This is a genomic window from Metapseudomonas resinovorans (genome assembly GCF_002003485.1).
GTDB classification, from domain to species: domain Bacteria; phylum Pseudomonadota; class Gammaproteobacteria; order Pseudomonadales; family Pseudomonadaceae; genus Metapseudomonas; species Metapseudomonas resinovorans_D.
The window spans coordinates 39120-55365 of the sequence record NZ_BDMA01000023.1; the positions used below are offsets into that span (position 1 = coordinate 39120).

Below are 16246 nucleotides of genomic sequence, written 5' to 3' on the forward strand. Positions count from 1 at the left end.
CCGCCGGTGCGCACGGCGCACCCTACCGGCGTCTCTGCCCCTACAACTGCACGTCGGGGAAGGGTTCTGGGGCGAACACCGGATTGAACGACAGGCGCTCCCGCGCTTGTTGCAGGGCCGCTGCCACTGCCTCCTCGCCGTCGGCCAGGCCCTGCAGGTGGAGGTACTCCACATGGTGCAGGCCGATGATGCCGAGCACATGGCGCAGGTAGGGGGAGAGGAAATCCATCTGCTTGGCCTTGGCGCCCAGGTAATGGCCGCCTGAACTCAGCACCACGAAGGTCGGTCGATCCTCCAGCAGGCCGTCACGCTGGCCGTTGTGGATCTCGAAGGTGCGGCGGATGCGCACCACGTAGTCCAGCCAGAGCTTCAGCGCCGCTGGCACCATGTAGTTGTGCATGGGCGTGGAGATGATCAGGTAGTGGCTGCGCTCCAGCTCGCCGATCAGTTGCTCGGACAGGGCGAAATGTTCGTCCGAGCAATCCGACTTGCCCACCACCGCCTCGGCATAACCCGCGCAGAGCGGCGGCAGCGGCTCGCGCACCAGGTTGCGGACGATCACCTCGGCCTTGGGGTGGATGCGCCGAGCCATTTCCCGGGCCAGTTGGCCGCCGGGTGAGGCCAGGTCGTTGGGGCTGCATTCGAGCAGGAGGACGCGTGGCATGGTGGGGCTCCCGACAGATTTAGAAAGGCTGGCGGAAATGAAAGCGTCGAATGGGGGATTTGGCCAGGGAGTTGGTCGGGTTGACTCCACGTTGAGTGGTAATCGTAGCCCCCGGTAGTCGTAGGGTGGAAATCGCTTTTCATTTCCACCATTCGGCGTCCGGCCAGACCACCGACGGTGGACCGATGAAGCGTGGTCCACCCTACGGCTTCGCAAGCTCCAATGGAAAAGCCCGGCGCTTAGGCCGGGCTTTTCCATTCACCGCAACTGTCAGGAAGACAGGTAGGACGAGCGGGTCAGTCCGAGGCGCAGGGCGTCGACGTACTGGGTGCGCTCGCGCGGGCTCAGCTTGGCGCTGGAGACCTTGTCGCGATACAGCGCCATCAACTCATCGGGAGACAGGTGCACGTAGCGCAGCATGTCTTCGATGGTGTCGTGGGTCTCGATGCCGGCGTGGTAAACGCTGCCATCGTCGTGCTGGTAGACGTTCACCGAGTCGGTGTCGCCGAACAGGTTGTGCATGTCGCCGAGGATTTCCTGGTAGGCGCCCACCAGGAACACGCCCAGCAGGTAGTCCTCGCCTTCGCGCACTTCGTGCACGGGCATGCTGGTTTCGATGCTCTGCTCGTCGACGTACTGGTTGATCTTGCCGTCGGAGTCGCAGGTCAGGTCCTGCAGCACGGCGCGACGCAGGGGCTCTTCGTCGAGGCGGTGCAGCGGGATGATCGGCAGCACCTGGCCGATCGCCCAGGTGTCCGGCAGGCTCTGGAATACCGAGAAGTTGCAGATGTACTTCTCCGCGAGCTTGTCGTTCAGCTCGTCGAGCACTTGGCGATGGGAACGCTGGCGGGCCTTGAGCTGGTTGTGCAGGCGGCGGCAGATGGCGAAGTAGGTCTGTTCGGCCAGGGCCTTCTCGGCGAGCGTGAGCTTGCCCTCGGCATACTGAGTAGCGGCGTCTCCCATGTAGTGGGTGGCGCGCCAGTAGGTCTCGGTGACCATCTCGGCATCGGTCGGGCCAAGCATGTCCATCAGCCAGCGCACGATCTCCGGCTGTTCGGCGACGTTGTCGATTTTCGGCACGGCGTCGTTGTGACGCTCGACGTCGGTCACCTGCATCACCAGCACGGCGTGGTGCGCGGTCATGGCGCGGCCGCTCTCGGAGAAGATGTGCGGGTGCGGCAGGCCCTGGGCGTCGCAGAACTCCTTGAGCATGCCCACCACCACACCGGCGTAGTCGTCCATGTCGTAGTTGATGGAGCTGGCGTTGCGCGAGTGGGTGCCGTCGTAGTCCACGCCGAGGCCGCCGCCGACGTCGATGTGATCGACCGGCAGGCCGAGGCTGCGCAGCTCGGCGTAGTAGCGGATGGCTTCCTTGAAACCGTGCTGGTAGTCGGCCAGGTTGGCGATCTGCGAACCCATGTGGAAGTGCAGCAGACGCACGCCCTGGTCCAGGCCGGCCTTGCGGAAGCGCTCGACCACCGAGAGGATCTGCGCGGCGGAAAGGCCGAACTTGGATTTTTCGCCACCGGTGTCGGCCCACTTGGACGAGGCCAGGGACGACAGGCGCACGCGCAGGCCAACCTGAGGCGCGACCTTGAGCTCGGCGGCGACGTCGATGACGAACTCCACCTCAGCTTCTTTCTCGATGACGATGAAAACGTTGTGGCCGAGCTTCTGGCCCATCAGCGCCAGGCGGATGAACTCGCGGTCCTTGTAGCCGTTGCAGACGATGGTGCCGCCCTTCGGCGCCAGCGCCAGTACGGCCAGCAGCTCGGGCTTGGAGCCGGCTTCCAGGCCGATGGAGACGTTCTGGGTGGCGATGATGTTCTCCACCACCGCTTCCTGCTGGTTGACCTTGATCGGGTACAGCGCGGTGTACTTGCTCTGGTATTCCAGGCGCTCGATGTTGGCATCGAAGGCACCGGTCAGCTGGCGCACGCGGTCCTGCAGGATGTCGGGGAAGCGCACCAGCAGCGGCAGGGACAGGCCCGCTTCACGCAGGTCACCGACGATGTCGAAGAAGTCCACCGGCTCGCTGCCGGCACCACGGGGGCGCACTTCGACGCGACCCGCTTCGTTGATTGCGAAATAGCCGGCCCCCCAATGGCGAATACCATAGACACTGCGGCTGTCGGCCACGGTCCAGCTGGTGCCATCGTCCTTGCGCGTGCGTCGTGCAGACATCGGTTTCCCCCTATGGGATAGAAAAGCGCCATGCCCGCCGGATCATGCCGGAGGCCTGGACAGGTTAATTCGGTCGTATGACGTTGGAGTGTTGACCGCCGCTCTGACGGTCAGTTTAGAAAGCCGTGGCTCAGCCGCCGGATTTCTTGGCCTTGAAGCCGCGCTTGGCGAGTTCTTCAAGCAACAGGTCCACGTGGTCGCCCTGGATCTCGATCACGCCGTCCTTCAAGGCTCCACCCGTCCCGCAACGACGCTTGAGCGCCGTGGCCAGTTCCTTCAGGCCATCTTCGGCCAGCGGCACGCCGCTGACGGAGGTGACGGTCTTGCCACCACGGCCCTTGGTTTCACGGCGCACGCGGGCAATGCCATCGCCAGCAGGCACGACGGCTTGCTGGCAGATGCACGCATCGATGGGTTGGCGGCAATCCGGGCAATGCCGGCCGCTGTCGGTGGAGTACACCAGGCCGCCGAGGGCGGCTAAGGACGAAGCTTTCTTGACCACCGGCTTTCCTCGTAGGGGTCAGGATAGCGACTGGTCGGCGGGGAGCCGACCGCGAAGCCCCACTCTGGCAGGGGCAGCGCAACCCGGTGTGTGGCCGGGCTTGAAAGGCGGCGAAATTTATCAGCATTCGCGGCGAATGCTAAGTACGAAAATGCGCCATTGATCGACAGATTGGCGACCTCGTGCAGCATCCCGCACGAAAAGGTCCGGAATATTGCACAAACCCGCGCTGGGCGTGGGTTTGGCCGGGGTTAATGATGCATTTCACTGTGGGTGCGATTTCTTGTAGGGGCGAATTCATTCGCCAAGCAGGCCGAAGGTCTGCCCTTCGAGATCGCGGGGCTGCTACGCAACCCTTGGCGATTGAAATCGCCCCTACAGGAAGGGTTCGCCAGCAAGCTGGCTCCTACAGGGGAGCTCAGGGATGACTTGCCAAATAGAGTCGCAACGCCTTGAGCGAATCCGGGCAGCACGGACTCTGGGCTAGCGCTTCGTCCACGTTCATGAAGCGCGCTTCCAGCACTTCTTCCGGCTGCAGCGTCAGCGGCGCATCGGAGACGGCGGAGAACACCGCGCCCCAGAGCCGGTTGCCCGGCTCGTCGAAATAGAAGCGGCCATGCTCACGCAGCGGCACGCCGCCAACACCAAGTTCCTCTTCCAGCTCGCGGGCGGCGGATTCGGCGTAGTCCTCGCCTTCCTGCACCATGCCGCCGGCCGCCACGTCCCAGTAGCCGGGATAGAGCGCCTTGCTCAGGGTGCGGCGATGCACGCAGAGCTGGCCGGCGGAGTTGAACAGGAGAATGAAGGTGCCGCGGGAGATCAGCCCGCGCTCGCGCAACTCGGCGCGGGGCAGGCCGCCGAGGGGGCGGTCCTGCTCATCGACCCAGGCCACCCGCTCGGCGTCGGAGGCAGCGCGGTGGGCCGCCTCACGATCGTCGATGGCCATCAGCCCTGCTCCAGCAACTGACGCAGGTCGATCACGGCGGCGTTGGCGCGGGAGATGTAGTTGGCCATCACCAGCGAGTGGTTGGCCAGCACACCGTAGCCGCTGCCGTTCAGCACCATCGGGCTCCACAGCGGCTCCTGGGCGGCCTCCAGTTCGCGAATGATCTGGCGCACGCTGATGGTGGCGTTCTTCTTCGCCAGCACGTCGGCGAAGTCGACTTCGATGGCGCGCAGGATGTGGGACAGCGCCCAAGCCTGGCCACGGGCTTCATAGAAGACGTTGTCGATCTGCAGCCAAGGCGTCTCGACGATCTCCTCGCTCACCTCCGGCACCTTGCCGGTGGCGGCGGCGGCTTCCGGGCTGATGTCGGTGTTCAGGCGCACCCGGCCAACGCTGGCGGACAGGCGCTGGGACAGCGAGCCGAGACGGGTCGCGACGTCGCCCAGCCAGTTGTTCAGGTTATCGGCGCGGCTATAGAACTGCGCGCTGGGCTGGTTCGGATTGGCCAGGCGGGCCAGGTAACGGTCCAGCGAGCGGATGCCTTCCTTGTACTCGGATTCGGAGGCAGGCAGCGCCCAGCTCTTGTTGTCGAAGTTGAAGCGTGGCTCGGCCTTGGCCAGGTCCGGGTCTTCGGTGGACTGCGACTGGGAACGGGCGAAGTCCTTGCGCAGGGCGCGGGACAGGTCGCGCACCTGGACCAGCACGCCGTATTCCCAGCTGGGCATGTTGTCCAGCCAGAGGCCGGGCGGGGCGAGGTCGTTGGAGAGGTAGCCACCGCTCTTGTCGAGCAGGGTCTGCCCCACGGTCTTCAGGGTTTCCACGGTGGTGTAGCCACTGACCATCTGCCGGCCCGCGCGCTCGGCGGCCGCCTGGGCGTTCTGCTGTACGGGGAAGAGATCGGGCTCGCGGCTCCAGTACCAGCCCACAATCACGCTGCCGATCAGGTAGATCGCCAGCAGGCTGCCGAGGGCACGACTCAGCCAGATGCCACCGAGGTAGCTGCGTACATCGTCAACCGAATCATCGACGCGCTCACGCGCATCCCCCATACGCTTCTTCCAGTCCAGCATGGCAGTGTCCTTCGAATTTCGATCAGCACGGATAGGTTCGACCACGATCCGCAGAGAGCGTTGCGGCCGACTCCAGCAACTATAAGGGATGAGCACGCGCGGCGCAGTGCCCGCGCACCAAACCAACCTCCGGTGAGTTCAGCGGTTTCGGGGCCATGGCTCCAGGCTGAGGACTATTTATCTGGCATATCCCGCAAAATCGGGACAGATGGCACTGGCGTACCGGCTACGAGGTGATAGCATAGAGCCATCATTTAGATCGTCTCCAGGCGACCTCACCGGCCATGACCGAGCACGAAGATCCCAGCCGCGACCGACTCAAGAACCACTTCGCCCAGCGGGTAATCAACCAGGCGCGGCATGTTCTGGAGATCTGGCAGCGCCTGCAACGCAGCGAATGGAGCGCGGCCTGCATGACCGAGCTGGCCGAGGCCAGCCTCAACCTGCAGCGCTACGCCGAACGCTTCGAACAGCCGGAACACACGCGCCTGGCCGTGGCCATCGGCAACTGCCTGCGTGGCGTGGAAGAGAACCGTGGACGACTCTCCAGCGACCTGATCACCGAACTCAGCCTATTGATGCAGCGCCTGTCGCGCACCGGGCTGCGGCATGGCGACCAGTTCGAGCAGACCTTCCTGCCGCCCCTGCGCAAGCCGGTGTACCTGGCGCTGCAGAGCAAGGACCGCGCCGAGCGCCTGACCCAGCAACTGGAATTCTTCGGCCTCAACGCGCAGCTCTTCGAAAGCGCCAACGCCTTCCGCTCGGCCATGGCCGAACGGCATCCGGCAGCGATCGTGCTGGAAGTGGATTTCGCCGGTCCCGGCAAGGGCCTGGAGCTGGCACGCGAAGCCCAGCAAGGGCTGGAACAGAAGCTGCCGATCATCTTCTTCAGCCACGAAGAGGCCGATGCCCCGACACGCCTGGCGGCAGTACGTGCCGGCGGCCAGGAGTTCTTCACCGGCGCCCTGGATGCCTCCAGCCTGCTGGAAAAACTGGAGACCCTGACCCGCACCGCGCACTACGACCCCTTCAAGGTGTTGGTGGTGGACGACTCCCGCGCCCAGGCCACCCACACCGAGCTGATCCTCAACTCCGCCGGCATCGTCACCCGCGTCATCACCGAGCCGGTGAAGACCCTGCTGGCCCTGGCCGAATTCCAGCCGGACCTGATCATCCTCGACATGTACATGCCGGAGTGCCTGGGCACTGAGCTGGCCAAGGTGATCCGCCAGCACGAGCGCTATGTGAGCGTGCCGATCATCTATCTGTCAGCCGAGGATGACCTCAATAAACAGCTGGATGCGATGAGCGAAGGCGGCGACGACTTCCTCACCAAGCCAATCAAGCCGCGCCACCTGATCGCGACAGTGCGCACCCGCGCCAAGCGCGCGCGCAGCCTGAAGGCGCGGATGGTGCGCGACAGCCTCACCGGGCTGTTCAATCACACCCACACACTGCAACTGCTGGAAGACGCCAGCTCCCGCGCGCGTCGGGAAGGCAAGCCGCTGTGCTTCGCCATGCTCGACATCGACCACTTCAAGAAGGTCAACGACACCTATGGCCATCCCATGGGCGACCGGGTGATCAAGAGCCTTGCGCTGTTCCTCAAGCAGCGCCTGCGCAAGACCGACCATATCGGTCGCTACGGCGGCGAGGAATTCGCCGTGGTGCTGCCCGATACCGACCTCGAAGCGGCCCATCGCGTGCTGGAGGAGATCCGCCGGCGCTTCGCGGAAATCCGCTACCCGGCGCAACCCCACGACCTGTCTTGCACCTTCAGCTGCGGCATCGCCCAGTTGCATGACGATCTCGACATCAACCAGCTCTCCAAGCAGGCGGACGAAGCGCTCTACTGCGCCAAGCACGGTGGTCGTAATCGGGTGGAGTTGCATCGCGACTGAGCCCCGCCGTCACGGGACTGTCACTAAACGGCAATATCATCTGGCCATCCCCTCAGTTGTCTGTCGAGGACGCGATGCGCCTGAAACTGCTCACCAACCTGATCACCCTGCTGCTGGTCACCGTCTGCCTGGCATTGGGCGCCACGCTGTGGTGGTCACAGCGGGCGCTGGAACGTCCCTATCAACTCATGGAGCAGTACCTGGACCTGGCCCAGCGCTTCCAGGGGGAGGTGGAGGACAACGTCCAGGCCTACCTGAACAGCGGCGATGCGCTGCGTCACAGCGCCGCCACCCAGGGCATCGACAGCCTGGAACAGCGCCTCGCACAACTCCCGGGCGAACTGACCCGGGACCTGCTGCCCAGCTTCAACGAGCTGCGCGAATTCACCCGCGATGAACTGCTCGCCGCCGGCAAGCTGGCGGGCGACCCGCAGGGTTTGCTGATCCAGGCCGAACGGGAGATTGCCGGCTCTCTCGACCAGCTCGCGCAGTACGCCGACTCCGCCAGTACGCCGGCTGCGAGCGATTACCGCGCACCCTTGTTCGCCGCTGCCCAGCACCTCAACCGCCTCAGCCAGGCCCGCGCCAAGCTGGTGGCCAGCGGTCGCGACGAGCTGGCCGCCGACGTCGAGCGCGAACTGGAGGCCCTGGGTCGCGACAGCGCTCGGCTGGACCAGTTGCCCCTGCTCGGCGTGGCCGACAGCAGCAGCTCCGCCGCCGACGACTTCGCCGCCATGATGGGCCTGGAAAGCAGTAACGAAACCAGCCAGACCGAGGATCGCGGCATCGCCCTCAAGCGCGAACTGGGCGGCCTGCTCAAGCGCTACCCGGGAGAACTGGCGCGCACCCGCGAGTTGATCCAGCGGCGCCACGAACTCGCCGCGGCCACCGCCCAGCGCGTGGATGCCCTGCAGACCGCACTGGCCGCCCTGGAGCCCGAAGTGCGTGCCGAGCACGGGCGCATCCAGGCTGAAGTGCGCATCATGCAAGGCCTGATGATCGGCCTGATCCTGCTCATCGCCCTGTGCATCGACCGCATCCAGCGCCGCCTGACCCAGGTGCTCGGCCGTCTGGTCAGCGCCCTGGGAGCCTGGGCCGCTGGCGACTTCAGCCGCCCTATCGCCCTGGGCTCCAGCACGCTCGACCTGCGCCGCATCGAAGACTCGCTCAATCGCCTGCGCGACTACCTCGGCGAACTGGTAGGCACCATTCGCCAGCACGCCGAGAAAGTCGCCGGCAGTAGCAGCACCCTGGCCGATCTGAACAACGGTCTCCACGCCGGCGCCGAAGACCAGGCAGGTGGTACCGCGCAGATTCGCGACGCCTTGGGCGAACTGGAAAACACCATCCAGCAGGTGGCCGGCGATGCCAGCCTGGCCGCCGATGCCAGCCGCGCCGCCGGGCTGGCTGTGGAGCAGGGCCAGAGCGTGATCGACCAGAGCCTGGCCGGCCTGCACCAACTGGTGGGTGAAGTGCAGACCAACGCCCAGGCAGTGGAACGCCTGGCGGAAGAGACCGAAACCATCGACAAGGTGCTGACGGTGATCCGCGGCATCGCCGAGCAGACCAATCTGCTGGCACTCAACGCCGCCATCGAGGCCGCCCGCGCGGGTGAAATGGGTCGAGGCTTCGCGGTGGTCGCCGAGGAAGTACGCTCCCTGTCCCAGCGCACCACAGGCGCCACGGCTGAAATCCAGCAGTTGATCGCGCGCCTCCAGCAGGCCGCACGGCAATCGGTCGATGCCATGCGTATCCAGGTCGAACACGCCGAGGCCAGTGCCGAACAGGCTGCTGCCGCCGATGGCGCACTGGTGGAGGTGGTCAGCGCGATTCGCACCATCGCCAGCATGGCCGAGCGCATTGCCGACGCGACCGCGCAGCAGACCGGCGCGGTGAGTGACATCCGCGACCATAGCGAACAGATTCATCAGCTCGGCGGCAGCAACCTCGCCCGGATCGACGAAAGCCGCAGCCAGGGCGAGCGTCTGCTGCGTCTGGGTGGCGAACTGCACACCGCCGTGCAGGCTTTCCGCGTCTGACGAAACGGCGCGATTGGCTTTTCCGTAGGAGCGAGCTTGCTCGCGAAACACTCTTCGCGAGCAAGCTCGCTCCTACCCTACGCAACCCGACCTTTCACGCCGAGGACAAAACCGCTTACAGCCGGGAGCCTGCAGGAAGTCGTCGAGGTCCGCTATGATGCGGGCATTTTCCACCCAAGAGACCTCCATGCGCCGTCTGCTGAGCCTGATCCTTCTGCTGGTGGCCCTGCCCGCCGCCGCAGGGTTGCTGGACAACCGCCCGAGCCCGACCCTGGGTGCCTCCCTCAATAACAGTGGCGACTTCCTGCCGGTTCGCGAGGCCTTCCGCCTCAGCCTCGTGGAAAGCACTCCCACATTGGTGAAACTGCGTTTCACCAATGCCGAGGGCTACTACCTCTATCGCCATCGCTTCCAGTTCCGCGCCGAGCCCGCCGACAGCGGACTGGGCCAGCCGGTACTGCCCGCCGGCAAGCACAAGACCGACGAATACTTCGGCGATGTCGAGGTGTACTACGGCGTCACCGACATCAACCTGCCGGTGGACCCGACACGCAAGGCACCCACCGAGTTGCGGGTGACCTACCAGGGCTGCGCCGACAAGGGCCTGTGCTATCCGCCGGAGACCGAGGTCATCAAACTGGCCGAAGCCGGCCCGGGCAGCGGCATTGCCGAACTGGGCAGCAGCACCGCCGGCAAGGGCTGGAGTTGGCACGAACTGGCCCTGTTCTTCCTTGCGGGCCTCGGCCTGACCTTCACCCCCTGCGTGCTGCCGATGCTGCCGATCCTCTCCGGCGTGGTCCTGCGCGGACAGGCGGGCGGCGGGCGCGGCCTGGTGCTGTCGCTGGCCTACGTCCTGCCCATGGCCGCCTGCTTTGCCCTCCTGGGGGCGCTGATGGGCGTGTTCGGTGCCGAACTCAACCTTCAGGCGCGCCTGCAGTCGCCCTGGGTACTGGTGCCCTTCGCGGCGTTCTTCACCGCCTTCGCCCTGGCCATGTTCGGCCTCTATGAATTGCGCCTGCCGCGCTTCATCAGCGGCCCGCTGGATTCCCTGGCCGGCAGCACCAAGGGCGGCTCGATCTGGAGCGCCGCACTGCTCGGCGTCGTCTCCAGCCTGCTGGTCTCGCCCTGCGTCTCTGCGCCGCTGGCCGGAGCGCTGCTCTATATCAGTGCAAGCGGTGATGCGCTGGGTGGCGGCCTCAAGCTCTTCGCCCTCGGCCTGGGCATGGGCGCCCCGCTGGTCCTGTTTGCCACCGGCGGCGGCGCATTGCTGCCCAAGGCCGGGCAATGGATGGTCAGCGTAAGAAATGCATTCGGCGTACTGCTGCTGGCGGTCGCGGTGTGGATGCTCGAACGCGTCCTGCCCGGCCCACTGGCGCTGGGCCTCTGGGGCCTGCTGGCGGGCGGCGTGGCGCTGTTCCTCGGCGCCCTGGAGTTCACCCCGAAGGCGCCGCGCGAGCGCCTGGGCCAACTGGCGGGCCTGGTGCTGCTGGTGTACGCGGTCGCTGCCTGGTCGGGCGCGCTCAAGGGCGAATCCGATCCGCTGCGTCCGCTGGGTCGGGCGCCCCTGGCTGGTGCACCGTCCGTCGCCCCAACCGCTGGCGAATGGCAGACGATCACGACCCCGGCGGAACTCGCCGGGGTGCTCGCCGAAGCCAAAGGCTCTGGCCAGCCCTTGCTGCTGGACTGGTATGCCGACTGGTGCATTAGTTGCAAGGTGATCGAGCGTGAAGTCCTCACCGCCACGGAGGTTACCTCGCAGCTGGGCGGCTACCGCCTCATCCGCTTCGACATGACCGAGAGCAACGCGGAACAACGCGCCCTGCTCGACCGCTACAAGCTGTTCGGGCCGCCGGCCATCCTGTTCTTCAACGGCAAGGGTGACGAATTGGCCGATCTGCGTGTCGTAGGTGAAGTCGATGCCATGGCCTTCGCCGCCCGCCTGCAACAGGCGAATGCATCGCGCTGATGCAGCAACGTCATATATTTGCCGTAAACACCGGGCATCTTGTCGACTATTGTTGGCAACTGGACAGCCTTTTCGGCTATCCGGCATAGTGCCGCCTGGCCTCCAATAAGGAACAAACTGCATGGCCACCCTGCTCGTCCTGCATGGTCCCAACCTCAACCTGCTGGGCACCCGCGAACCCGACAAATACGGGGCCACGACCCTGGCCGAGATCAACCAGGATCTTGAGCGCCGCGCTCGCGAGGCTGGTCATCACCTGATGTACCTGCAAAGCAATGCCGAGTACGAATTGATCGACCGGATTCATGCAGCCCGTGGTGAAGGAGTGGACTTCATCATCATCAATCCTGCTGCTTTCACGCATACAAGTGTCGCCCTACGTGACGCATTGCTCGCAGTGAGCATCCCATTCATCGAAGTGCACCTGTCCAACGTGCACAAACGTGAACCTTTCCGCCATCACTCCTACTTCTCCGACGTAGCCGTGGGAGTGATCTGCGGTCTGGGTGCCACCGGCTACCGCCTGGCCCTGGACGCGGCGCTAGAACACCTTGAACGCCCCTGACCTCACCCCGGGAGTTGATGATTAATGGATATCCGTAAAGTCAAGAAACTGATCGAACTGCTGGAAGAGTCCGGTATCGACGAACTGGAGATCCGCGAGGGCGAAGAGTCCGTGCGCATCAGCCGTCACAGCAACAAGGCCTTCGCAGCCCAGCCGATCTATGCCGCTGCCCCGGCGCCGGTCGCAGCCCCCGTTGCTGCTGCCGCTCCGGCCGCTGCCGCTGAAGCCGCTGCCCCGGCAGCTCCGAAGCTGAACGGCAACGTCGTGCGCTCGCCGATGGTCGGCACCTTCTATCGCGCAGCCTCCCCGACCTCGGGCAACTTCGTCGAAGTCGGTCAGAGCGTGAAGAAAGGCGACATCCTCTGCATCGTCGAAGCGATGAAGATGATGAACCACATCGAAGCCGAAGCCAGTGGCGTGATCGAGTCCATCCTCGTGGAAAACGGTCAGCCGGTTGAGTACGACCAGCCGCTGTTCACCATCGTCTGAACCGCGGAGAGCCTGCGATGTTGGAAAAAGTCCTGATCGCCAACCGTGGCGAGATCGCCCTGCGCATCCTGCGCGCCTGCAAGGAGCTGGGCATCAAGACGGTGGCGGTGCATTCCACGGCCGACCGTGAACTGATGCACCTGTCCCTGGCCGACGAGACCGTTTGCATCGGCCCGGCTTCGGCAGCCCAGTCCTACCTGAACATCCCGGCGATCATCAGCGCCGCCGAAGTCACCGGCGCCACTGCTATCCACCCGGGTTACGGCTTCCTCGCCGAGAACGCCGACTTCGCCGAGCAGGTGGAGAACTCCGGTTTCGCCTTCATCGGCCCGAAAGCCGACACCATTCGCCTGATGGGCGACAAGGTATCGGCCAAGGACGCCATGAAGCGCTCCGGCGTCCCGACCGTGCCGGGCTCCGACGGCCCGCTGCCGGAAGACGAGGAAACCGCCATCGCCATCGCCCGTGAAGTGGGCTATCCGGTGATCATCAAGGCCGCCGGCGGCGGCGGTGGTCGCGGCATGCGCGTGGTGTTCGAGGAAGAAGAGCTGATCAAGTCGGCCAAGCTGACCCGCACCGAAGCCGGTGCCGCGTTCGGCAACTCCATGGTCTACCTGGAGAAATTCCTCACCAACCCGCGCCACGTCGAAGTGCAGGTCCTGTCCGACGGCCAGGGCAACGCCATTCACCTCGGTGACCGCGACTGCTCCCTGCAGCGCCGCCACCAGAAGGTGCTGGAAGAAGCCCCAGCCCCCGGTATCGACGAGAAAGCCCGTGCAGAAGTACTGGACCGCTGCGTCCAGGCCTGCATCGAGATCGGCTACCGCGGCGCCGGTACCTTCGAGTTCCTCTACGAGAACGGTCGCTTCTACTTCATCGAGATGAACACTCGCGTGCAGGTGGAGCACCCGGTTACCGAAATGGTCACCGGCATCGACATCGTCAAGGAAATGCTCAGCATCGCTGCCGGCAACAAGCTGTCGATCAAGCAGGACGACGTGGTCATCCGTGGCCATGCGCTGGAATGCCGGATCAACGCCGAGGACCCGGACAACTTCATGCCGAGCCCCGGCAAGGTGACCTACTTCCACGCCCCGGGTGGCAACGGCGTTCGCGTCGATTCGCACCTGTACAGCGGTTACGCGGTTCCGCCGAACTACGACTCGCTGATCGGCAAGCTGATCACCTATGGCAAGGACCGCGACGAAGCCATGGCGCGCATGCGCAATGCGCTCGACGAGATCGTCGTTGACGGGATCAAGACCAACATCCCGCTGCACCGCAACCTCACGCGCGACAAGGGTTTCTGCAAGGGTGGGATCAACATCCACTACCTGGAAAAGAAACTCGGCATGGACAAGCACTGATCCAAGGTGCCTGATCCACGACACAGGGGCTGCCATATGGCGGCCCTTGTGTTTTTCCGGCCTGTGCTCAAGTAAGCTTGCGCGCCTGCCGCACGTGCACGCTGAATTTTCAAGAGGTCCCGCCATGCCCTGGTTACAAGTTCGACTCGCCATCACCCCGGAACAGGCGGAAACCTACGAGGACGCCCTGCTGGAAGTGGGCGCCGTCTCGGTAACCTTCATGGACGCAGAAGACCAACCGATCTTCGAGCCGGACCTCGGCACCACCCCGCTCTGGTCCCATACCCACCTGCTTGCCCTGTTCGAGGCCGATACCGACGAAGCCAACCTGGTTGCGCACCTGGAACTGTTGACCGGCGGCGCGCTGCCGGAGCACCAGATCGAACGCATCGAGGACCAGGACTGGGAACGCAGCTGGATGGACAACTTCCAACCCATGCGCTTCGGCCGCCGCCTGTGGATCGTGCCGAGCTGGCACGATGCCCCCGAGCCGGACGCGGTGAACCTCCTGCTGGACCCGGGCCTGGCCTTCGGCACCGGCACGCACCCGACCACCGCCCTGTGCCTGGAATGGCTGGACGGCCAGGAACTCGGCGACTGCGACGTGCTGGACTTCGGCTGCGGCTCGGGCATTCTCGCCATCGCCGCGCTGCTTCTGGGCGCGCGCCAGGCAGTCGGCACAGACATCGACCCGCAAGCCCTGGAAGCCTCCCGCGACAATGCCTCGCGCAACGGCATCGACCCAGCCCGCTTCCCGGTCTACCTGCCGGCCGACCTGCCAGCCAAACCCGCCGAAGTGGTGGTGGCGAACATCCTCGCCGGCCCGCTGGTCTCGCTGGCTCCGCAGATCACCAGCCTGGTTGCGCCCGGCGGACGCCTGGCGCTGTCGGGCATCCTTGCCGAGCAGGCCGAGGAAGTACGCGCCGCCTACGCGGACGCCTTCGACCTCGATCCCACCGCGGAGAAGGACGGCTGGGTACGCATCAGCGGCGTGCGCCGCTGAAAGCCCGCAGATCGAGTAAAATAGCCTTTCGTTTCGACCGGATCGCCGCATGACCGACAGCTTCGTCACCCAGTGCCCGCATTGCCAGACCAGTTTCCGCGTCAGCCGCGCACAGCTGGCCGTTGCCCATGGCGCCGTGCGCTGCGGTGCCTGTCTGCATGTGTTCAATGCGGCTCAGCAGCTGTTGGCGGCCAAGGGCCAGGCGGCGACCCCGACAACGCCGAAGCCCAAACCTGCTGCACCGGCAGTGCCTCCCAGGCCGGCAGCCCCCCAGGAATCCCCCGCGGCCGTGCCAAGCGTCGCTACCGTGCTCAAGCAGCCGGCCGCGCCGCACACGCCGCCGACCAAGCCCGCCAGTAGCGACACGCTGTGGATTCACGACGACCTGGACCTCGACAGCCTCGACCTGGACGAAGAACTCGCCAAGCTGGAACAGGAAGAACAGCGCCTGTCCCGCGACCTGCTGGGTCCCGCCGCACCGCTACGGACCGAGGCGCAACCCGCGCCGCGTCACGACGAAGGCTGGGCCGAAGCCCTGCTGGAGGCCGAGGAGCACAAGCCGTCTGCGGAACTGGCAGCCGATCGGGACGACGATTTCGAAGCCGAACCTGAGACCGATTTCGACCTGCGCGCCGAGCCTGTTGCCGAGCCGGTGAGCCGCACGCCGGCAGAACCGCCCAGGCCCGCCCCCGTGGAGCGCACCGAGCCCAGCCTGTCCATGGACCTGGTGGAAGACGAGCCCGGTCCGGAATTCAGCCTGGGTTCCGCCCGCGACGACGAACCCGAAGACCTGCGCGACGACTTCGACGATGAGCCGGACGCACCGCCGGCGACCGAACCCGTGCGCCCACAGCACCAGCGGAACGAGCCCGCCCTTCGCGAAGATGGCCTGCTCGACCTGAATGAGGAACCGTTGCAGCTGGACTGGCAGGAAAGCAGGCGTCCCTGGGGCCGCTGGATCGGCTGGCTCCTGCTGAACCTGATCGCAATCGGCGCACTGGCCATCCAGTACATCTGGTACCACTTCGATGAACTGGCCCGACAGGACCAGTACCGCCCCTGGTTCCAGCAGATCTGCCCGGAAATCGGCTGCCAGCTGCCCTCCAAGGTGGATATCGACCTGATCAAGAGCAGCAACCTCGTGGTGCGCAGCCATCCCGAGTTCTCCGGCGCACTGGTGGTGGACGCCATCCTCTACAACCGCGCCGCCTTCGCGCAGCCGTTCCCTCTGCTGGAACTGCGCTTTGCCGACATCAATGGCCAACTGCTGGCCAGCCGTCGCTTCAAACCGGGCGAATACCTTTCCGGCGAACTGGCCGGACAGGCGGAAATGCCTCCGCAAACCCCCATTCACGTCAGCCTGGACATCCTCGATCCGGGCACCAAGGCCGTGAACTACAGCCTCAGCTTCCACTCCCCCGAATAAGCTGGAGACGCCGGATTCCGGAGTCTCCAGGCAATTTCTAACTCCCGGCGATAAGCACAGGGCTGTTCAGATTTTGTTCAAAACAGCCTTTATCCAGTCACCGAGAGCGGGTATCATGCCCACC

The 16246-nt window shown here is 65.1% G+C and carries 13 protein-coding genes; 8 read left to right on the forward strand and 5 right to left on the reverse strand.

The window, feature by feature from the left end:
* Positions 1–40: 40 nt before the first annotated feature.
* From MnOB_RS07835 to MnOB_RS07855, 5 genes are all read right to left on the reverse strand, one after another.
* Positions 41–664: an FMN-dependent NADH-azoreductase gene (locus tag MnOB_RS07835; RefSeq protein ID WP_077523664.1), complete on the reverse strand. Its 624-nt coding sequence runs from the start codon at positions 662–664 to the stop codon at positions 41–43.
* A 270-nt stretch (positions 665–934) separates the two neighbouring features.
* The gene (gene speA / locus MnOB_RS07840; RefSeq protein WP_077523665.1) at positions 935–2848 is read right to left on the reverse strand and encodes an arginine decarboxylase; all 1914 of its coding nucleotides are present in this window, start codon (positions 2846–2848) and stop codon (positions 935–937) included.
* Positions 2849–2978: 130 nt separating this feature from the next.
* Entirely contained in the window at positions 2979–3350 is a 372-nt protein-coding gene (locus tag MnOB_RS07845; RefSeq protein WP_077523666.1) for a translation initiation factor Sui1, read from the reverse strand.
* A 418-nt stretch (positions 3351–3768) separates the two neighbouring features.
* Positions 3769–4296, reverse strand: a complete 528-nt coding sequence (locus MnOB_RS07850; RefSeq protein WP_077523667.1) for an NUDIX hydrolase — start codon at positions 4294–4296, stop codon at positions 3769–3771.
* Positions 4296–5366, reverse strand: a complete 1071-nt coding sequence (locus MnOB_RS07855; RefSeq protein ID WP_077523668.1) for a DUF2333 family protein — start codon at positions 5364–5366, stop codon at positions 4296–4298. Before MnOB_RS07855 ends, MnOB_RS07850 begins: the two co-directional genes overlap by 1 nt.
* A gap of 284 nt (positions 5367–5650) precedes the next feature.
* Between MnOB_RS07855 and MnOB_RS07860 the strand changes: the two genes are divergently transcribed.
* The 8 genes from MnOB_RS07860 (at position 5651) to MnOB_RS07895 (ending at position 16122) form a co-directional block, all read left to right on the forward strand.
* Entirely contained in the window at positions 5651–7267 is a 1617-nt protein-coding gene (locus MnOB_RS07860) for a response regulator (protein ID WP_077523669.1), read from the forward strand.
* Positions 7268–7341: 74 nt separating this feature from the next.
* Entirely contained in the window at positions 7342–9306 is a 1965-nt protein-coding gene (locus MnOB_RS29790) for a methyl-accepting chemotaxis protein (protein ID WP_077523670.1), read from the forward strand.
* Between the two features lie 187 nt (positions 9307–9493).
* Positions 9494–11272 (forward strand): protein-disulfide reductase DsbD, encoded by a 1779-nt coding sequence (locus tag MnOB_RS07870; RefSeq protein ID WP_077523671.1) that lies wholly within the window; start codon positions 9494–9496, stop codon positions 11270–11272.
* Between the two features lie 121 nt (positions 11273–11393).
* The gene (gene aroQ / locus MnOB_RS07875; RefSeq protein WP_028630732.1) at positions 11394–11837 is read left to right on the forward strand and encodes a type II 3-dehydroquinate dehydratase; all 444 of its coding nucleotides are present in this window, start codon (positions 11394–11396) and stop codon (positions 11835–11837) included.
* Positions 11838–11861: 24 nt separating this feature from the next.
* Positions 11862–12326 carry an acetyl-CoA carboxylase biotin carboxyl carrier protein gene (gene accB, locus MnOB_RS07880; protein ID WP_077523672.1) on the forward strand — a complete coding sequence of 155 codons (465 nt, stop codon included), beginning with the start codon at positions 11862–11864 and terminating at the stop codon, positions 12324–12326.
* Positions 12327–12343: 17 nt separating this feature from the next.
* Positions 12344–13693, forward strand: coding sequence for an acetyl-CoA carboxylase biotin carboxylase subunit (gene accC / locus MnOB_RS07885; protein ID WP_077523673.1), 1350 nt, complete (start codon positions 12344–12346; stop codon positions 13691–13693).
* Between the two features lie 124 nt (positions 13694–13817).
* Positions 13818–14696, forward strand: a complete 879-nt coding sequence (gene prmA / locus MnOB_RS07890) for a 50S ribosomal protein L11 methyltransferase (protein ID WP_077523674.1) — start codon at positions 13818–13820, stop codon at positions 14694–14696.
* Positions 14697–14745: 49 nt separating this feature from the next.
* A complete protein-coding gene (locus MnOB_RS07895; RefSeq protein WP_077523675.1) occupies positions 14746–16122 on the forward strand; it encodes a DUF3426 domain-containing protein in 1377 nt (458 codons plus the stop codon).
* Positions 16123–16246: the final 124 nt, after the last annotated feature.